Below are 5,661 nucleotides of genomic sequence, written 5' to 3'. Positions count from 1 at the left end.
TGGCCGATGCGCTGGAGGGCTACGGCACATCGCTGGGGCTCTTCACCTCGGCGCTGGGTGCGCACCTGACCTGGACGCTGCCCTTTGGCCTTTTGATCATGTTCGCGATTTTCAACCGCTTCAACCCGGCTTACGAAGAAGCCGCGCGCGACCTGGGCGCCACGCCGTGGCAGGGCTTCCGGCATGTGGTGATGCCGCTGATCGCGCCGTCGGTGGTGGGCATCGGCATGTTTGGTTTTACCCTGAGCTGGGACGAAATCGCCCGCACCTCGCAGGCTATCGGCGACGTAAACACCCTGCCGCTGGAGCTGCAGGGGCTGACCACCACCGTCACCACGCCGTCCATTTATGCTCTGGGTACCGTCACCACTGTGGTGTCGTTGCTGGTCATGGCGCTGGCACTGGGCCTGGCCTGGTGGCTGGGCCGCCGGCAAAAGAAAGGCACCCGATGAGCGAGGCAACGCCCGTAACCCAGGCAACCCCCCTGACCGACAGCGAGATGTATGAGCGCGTGATCTCGGCCATCCTGGACCACCGCCTGCCGCCGGGCACCAAGCTGGTCGAAGACAAACTGGCCGGCGCCTTTGGTGTGTCGCGCACGCGCATCCGCCCGGTGCTGGTGCGTCTGGCCAATGAGCAGGTCGTTACCCTCATTCCCAACCGCGGCGCCACCGTGGCCCAGCCCACCGAGCAGGAGGCGCGCGAAGTTTTTGAGGTGCGCCGGCTGATTGAACCCACGCTGGTGGAGCTCTTCATTGCGAAGGCGAGCGAGGCCGACATGCAACAGCTCAAACGCTGCATTGACGACGAAGAGGCCGCGCGCCTGGCCGGCGACATGCACCGCGCGATCCGCCTGTCGGGCGACTTTCACCTGCAGATCGCCGAACGCGCGGGCCACCAGACGCTGGGCCRCATCCTGCGCGAGCTGACCTCGCGCACGTCGCTGATCCTGATGACCTACAGCACGTCCCACAAGGACAGCCGCGACGAAGCCGCCGCCTGCGGCTGCCGCGAGCACCGCAAGCTGCTGGACGCAATTCGCCTGCGCGACGTCCAGGAAGCCGCGCGCCACATGCGCGAACACCTGACGCGGCTGGAGTCGCAGCTGCAGTTCACGCCGCCGGCCGACGATGCGCCCGACCTGTCCACTCTGTTTGGCTGACCGAGGGTGAATTCCTAACCGTGCGCAGACTACTAGTCATTAACCCCAACACCTCGGCTTCGGTCAGTGCGCTGCTGCAGACCCACGTGCAAGCCGCCGCCGGGCTGCATGTGAACGTGCGCACCGCCACCGCGCGTTTCGGTGCACCTTATATCTCGGATGAAGCCAGCTACGCCGTTGCCTCCCACGCCACACTGGACGCCTGGGCCGCTGCGCTGGCCGGCACAGGTGAAACGGGTGGCGCACCTGAAACGCCTGATGCGGTGCTGATCGGCTGCTTTGGCGACCCTGGCCTGCTGGCGCTACGCGAAAGCAGCCCGGTGCCGGTGACCGGCCTGGCCGAGGCGGCCTTCATCGAGGCGGCGCGCCATGGACGCTTTGCCATCGTCACCGGGGGCGAGCGCTGGGGGCCAATGCTGCAGCGGCTGGCCCAGGCGCTGGGCCATGCGCCTTCGCTGGCCGGCATCCACACCGTTGCGCCGACCGGCGCGCAGCTGGCGGCCGACCCTGCCGCCGCGCGCACCCTGCTCGCCCAGGCCTGCCGCGACGCGGTGCGCCAGCTGGGCGCGCAGGCCGTCATTCTGGGCGGCGCGGGCCTGGCAGGCATGGCCGCGACCCTGCAACCCGGGGTGAGCGTGCCGCTGATCGACAGCGTGCTGGCCGGCGCCCACTGGGCCCTGCGCAGCCATGCACCGCCACCGCAGCGCAGCCAGCCAGGCTTTGATGTGCCGTGGGAGAAACTCTCGCCGGAACTCACTGCCTTGGGGCTTTAAGGCTGCAGCCCAACAGGAACAGGCGCAAGCAGCTATATATTTCATAGCAACCGGTCATTTCAAGCGTAGTGACGCATATCCGGCGAGGCAGAGAACGCTATTAAATTTATAGCTGATCGCGCTTGCCTATATTGGGCTGGCGGCCTGAAACATCTCAAAACCGCCTTCAGTGCAAGGGCATCGCGCACACGCGCAAAGCGAGCCTTCTGGGGTCAGGGAGATTGCAGCCGGCCTGCACCAATACCCTGCAAAGCCTAAAATGGCTCAGTGACTCCCAAAAACATCCTGAATGCCGACCTGCACTGCCACTCTGTGGTGTCAGACGGCACGCTGACACCGGAGGCACTGGCTGAACGGGCCAAGGCCAACGGGGTCGAACTCTGGGCCCTGACAGACCACGACGAAATAGGCGGCCAGCACCGCGCCGCCGCCGCTGCCAAAGCGCAGGGCATGCATTACCTCACCGGCACCGAGGTGTCCGTTACCTTCGCGGGGCAAACGGTCCACATCGTCGGACTGGGTTTCGACGCCGACGACCCTGCGATGCAGCAAGGCCTGCGCAATACGCGCGGCGGCCGCGAACAGCGCGCCATGGAGATGTCGGACTCGCTGGCCAAGGTCGGCATCATGGGCGCTTACGAAGGCGCGCTGAAGTTTGTCGGCAACCCCGAACTCATTTCACGCACGCACTTTGCCCGCTTCCTGGTGGAATCCGGCGTGTGCCGCGAAACACCTGAGGTCTTTCGCAAATACCTGACCGAAGGCAAGCCCGGCTATGTGCCGCACCGCTGGGCCAACCTGCGCGACGCCGTCACCTGGATCACCCAGGCCAAGGGCATTGCCGTGATTGCGCACCCGGGCCGCTACAAGTTCACCCCCAACGAGGAATACGCCTTGTTCACCGAGTTCAAGTCCCATGGCGGGCGTGGCGTGGAGGTTGTCACCGGCAGCCACACGCCGCAGGAATACCTCAAATACGCCGATACGGCCAAAGAGTTCGGCCTGGCCGCTTCGCGCGGCAGCGACTTCCACAGCCCCGACGAAAGCCACACCGACCTGGGTACCCTGCCATTCCTGCCGGGCGAACTGACACCGGTGTGGGAGCTGCTGGTGGACCGCATCCAGTGATGGCCGGCCCCGCGAGAAAAACCTCTCCTGCCCTGACCGGCATTGCGCTTCTGGTAGCCGCCATGGCCTGCTTCGCCGCGCTGGACACCACCACCAAACGGATATCCCTGAGCGTGCCCATCCTGATGGCGCTGTGGTTTCGCTATGCGTTCCAGGCCGTGGCCACGACCGTGGTGATGCTTCCTGCGCGCGGGCGARCGCTGTTTCGAACGGCGCATCCCAGGTTCCAGCTTTTACGCGGCGTACTGCTGCTGACCAGCAGCGGGTTGGCGTTTTTCAGCCTCAAATACATGCCCGTGGGCGAGTTCACGGCCATCATCATGATCACGCCKCTGGTCATCACCCTGCTGGCATCGCTACAGCTGGGTGAGCGCGTACCGGCGTTGCGCTGGGGGCTGGTCCTGGGAGGCTTTGCCGGTGCGCTGATCATCATCCGGCCGGGAAGCTCCGGCTTTGACTGGACGCTGCTGCTACCGCTGAGCCTGGTGGTGTCCAATGCCTGGTTCCAGATTTTGACCAGCCGCCTGGCCCGTACCGAAGACCCGGCAACCATGCACTTCTACACCGGCTGGGTGGGCACGCTCATCGCCTCGCTGGCCCTTCCCTTTGTCTGGACTTCGCTGGATTCCTGGGTGCTTTGGGCCTGCCTTTGCCTGATGGGCTTCCTCGGAGCCGTCGGGCACTTCATGATGATTCTTGCCTATGCGCGAACCACTGCATCAACCCTGACGCCGTTCCTTTACGCCCAAATCGGTTTTGCCATGCTGGGCGGATGGCTGATCTTTTCCCATGTTCCGGATCAGTGGTCGCTGCTCGGCATTGCCATGATTACCGTGTGTGGTGCCACTGGCGCCTGGCTTGCGGTACGCGAGAGCCGCATCATCATTGAACCCACCGAATCCTGAAACCCAAGCCGGCGACAAACCTGTATGTCACAGTTTTTTGAAGTTCACCCCGAGAACCCGCACACCCGCCTGCTCAAGCAGGCGGTGGCGCTGCTTGAACGCGGCGGCATTGTGGCCGTGCCAACCGACTCCAGCTATGCCCTGGTATGCCACCTCGACGACAAGGCCGCGGCCGACAGCCTGCGCCGTATTCGCGGCGTCGACGACAAGCACCACCTCACCCTGCTGTGCCGCGACCTGAGCGAGCTGGCGAACTACGCGCGGGTGGACAACAAACAATTCCGGCTGCTCAAGGCCGCCACGCCAGGGCCCTACACCTTCATCCTCGAAGCCAGCAAGGAAGTGCCGCGCCGCGTGAGCCACCCGTCGCGCAAGACCATCGGCCTGCGCGTGCCGGAGCACAAGGTTTTGCAGGCGCTGCTGGAGCTGCATGGCGCGCCGCTGCTGGCCACCACGCTGATTCCGCGGGACGGCACCGAGCCGCTGAACGATGCGCACGAGATCCGCGAGCTGCTGGAGCATGAGCTGGCCGCCGTGATCGACGCAGGCGCCTGCCACCAGGAGCCGACCACCGTGATCGACCTGACGGCCATGGGCGACGGCGGCGAGCCTGTCGTGGTGCGACAGGGCCGGGGCGAGCTGGCTGCATTAGGCCTTTAGCGAGCGGACTCCCCTTCAAGCAGGGGCCGCGGAACCGGCTTTGCCGGGCCGCAGGCGCAGCAGCCCCCTTCGGGGGGCAGGGAGCTACACGAAGTGAGCGACCGTGGGGGTCATAATTCGGCATGGATATCGCCAACCTGATTCAAACCGTCGCCATCTACGCGCTGCCAGTGCTCTTCGCCATTACCGTGCACGAAGCTGCGCATGGGTATGTGGCTCGCTATTTCGGTGACAACACCGCCTGGATGCTGGGCCGTGTCACGCTGAACCCCGTAAAGCACATCGACCCCCTCGGCACCATCGTCATGCCGCTGCTACTGTATTTCGCCACCTCAGGCACCTTTCTGTTCGGCTACGCAAAACCGGTACCCGTCAATTTCGGAAATTTGCGCAAACCCAAACGCGACATGATCTGGGTGGCACTTGCGGGCCCCGCCGCCAACTTCATACAGGTCGTACTTTGGGCCGTGTTGTATGCGGTGCTGATCAACGCCGGTGTCCAGGAGCCGTTTTTCCTGGTCATGTGCCAGGCTGGCGTACTGGTCAATCTCGTGATGTGGGCCTTCAATCTTTTTCCTTTGCCTCCGCTTGATGGCGGCCGCATCCTGGTGGGCCTGCTGCCGTGGAAGCAGGCTCAGTTTGTCGCCCGCCTCGAACCATGGGGGTTTTTCATCGTCATGGGGCTCGTTCTCCTTGGCATCGTCAGCGCTTACTGGCTCTGGCCACTGGTGGTGCTGGGATACAGCTTGCTGGATCTGATCAACCWCCCCATTTCATTGCCCCCAAGATTGTCATGAATACACCGTTCCCCACCCGTTTCCTCACCGGCATCACGACCACCGGTACGCCCCACCTGGGCAACTATGTCGGCTCGATCCGGCCGTCGGTTCAGGCCAGCTTTCGCGACGATGTCCGCAGCTTTTACTTCCTGGCCGACTACCACGCACTGATCAAATGCGATGAACCCGCGCGCATCCAGCAGTCCACACTCGAGATCGCGGCGAGCTGGCTGGCCGCCGGGCTGGACCCGGAG

The 5,661-nt window shown here is 64.4% G+C and carries 7 protein-coding genes and 1 pseudogene; all 8 read left to right on the top strand.

Translation table 11 applies throughout. The annotated features are described in order from the left end of the window. A partial coding sequence (locus AC1D1X_RS14055; protein ID WP_477698486.1) for an ABC transporter permease occupies window positions 1-452 on the top strand: 452 nt, incomplete at its 5' end. Further along, the gene (locus AC1D1X_RS14050; RefSeq protein WP_477698485.1) at window positions 449-1,162 is read left to right on the top strand and encodes a GntR family transcriptional regulator; all 714 of its coding nucleotides are present in this window, start codon (window positions 449-451) and stop codon (window positions 1,160-1,162) included. The genes AC1D1X_RS14055 and AC1D1X_RS14050, both read left to right, overlap by 4 nt. A 20-nt stretch (window positions 1,163-1,182) precedes the next feature. Further along, complete coding sequence (locus tag AC1D1X_RS14045; protein ID WP_477669739.1) at window positions 1,183-1,935, top strand: aspartate/glutamate racemase family protein; 753 nt, start codon at window positions 1,183-1,185, stop codon at window positions 1,933-1,935. A 267-nt stretch (window positions 1,936-2,202) separates the two neighbouring features. Continuing rightward, the gene (locus AC1D1X_RS14040; protein WP_477669740.1) at window positions 2,203-3,063 is read left to right on the top strand and encodes a 3',5'-nucleoside bisphosphate phosphatase; all 861 of its coding nucleotides are present in this window, start codon (window positions 2,203-2,205) and stop codon (window positions 3,061-3,063) included. Next, complete coding sequence (locus AC1D1X_RS14035) at window positions 3,063-3,968, top strand: DMT family transporter (RefSeq protein WP_477698487.1); 906 nt, start codon at window positions 3,063-3,065, stop codon at window positions 3,966-3,968. The genes AC1D1X_RS14040 and AC1D1X_RS14035 overlap by 1 nt, the downstream gene beginning before the upstream one ends. Before the next feature lie 24 nt (window positions 3,969-3,992). Continuing rightward, complete coding sequence (locus AC1D1X_RS14030) at window positions 3,993-4,628, top strand: L-threonylcarbamoyladenylate synthase (RefSeq protein ID WP_477669741.1); 636 nt, start codon at window positions 3,993-3,995, stop codon at window positions 4,626-4,628. Window positions 4,629-4,750: 122 nt separating this feature from the next. Next, window positions 4,751-5,425 (top strand): site-2 protease family protein, encoded by a 675-nt coding sequence (locus AC1D1X_RS14025; RefSeq protein WP_477698484.1) that lies wholly within the window; start codon window positions 4,751-4,753, stop codon window positions 5,423-5,425. Next, a pseudogene (locus tag AC1D1X_RS14020) lies at window positions 5,422-5,661 on the top strand (tryptophan--tRNA ligase); the annotation flags it as partial. The gene AC1D1X_RS14025 and the pseudogene AC1D1X_RS14020, both read left to right, overlap by 4 nt.

This window comes from Polaromonas sp. P1_G4 (genome assembly GCF_056405475.1).
Note: the sequence above shows the minus strand (reverse complement) of the source record. Positions and strands in the feature narration are given on the sequence as shown.

Bases quoted from the DNA above. Each gene is read 5' to 3' on its own strand.
- AC1D1X_RS14030 (WP_477669741.1), top strand. From the start codon at position 3,993: ATGTCACAGTTTTTTGAAGTTCACCCCGAGAACCCGCACACCCGCCTG.